General features: G+C 40.1%; 1 protein-coding gene. It reads left to right on the top strand.

All coding sequences use genetic code 11. The features are described 5' to 3' along the window. Window positions 1-141 precede the first annotated feature (141 nt). A partial coding sequence (locus tag ON09_RS23890; RefSeq protein WP_010603596.1) for a hypothetical protein occupies window positions 142-392 on the top strand: 251 nt, incomplete at its 3' end.

The following is a 392-nucleotide window of genomic DNA, read 5'->3' as shown; positions in this document are numbered from 1 at the left end:
AATACGTTAAAAGCCAGATTAAATCTTCACTTAAAAAATTAATAGCAGCTGCAGCAGAAAGTGCCAGGTTGGGAATCGGTACATCGGGCGATGCTTTGGTACCTCACGGAAATAGTATTGGTGTAGATATGAACCAAAACTATGATTTTTTTGTCAGTTTCCAGAACAGGTGATACTGGTTTTGACGGCGCATACCTGCCGGTTTTACTTAAAAGCCGCATCAATTCTTTGAACACGAAAACCGATGAAACCGCCATTTACAACTATTTTTTCAAAACAGGCATTACGGCTACTGGTAGTCTTGATCCCAATACAGTTGATGGTGCTTTTGTTGCAAATGCCGTTCACCCGATATTAACCTATTATGAAAACCAGTTGATCAGTGTGTACGT

Origin of the sequence: Pedobacter agri PB92, assembly GCF_000258495.1 — a bacterium.
In the GTDB taxonomy this organism is placed as follows: domain Bacteria; phylum Bacteroidota; class Bacteroidia; order Sphingobacteriales; family Sphingobacteriaceae; genus Pedobacter; species Pedobacter agri.
This window is presented reverse-complemented; position numbering and strand designations above follow the sequence as displayed.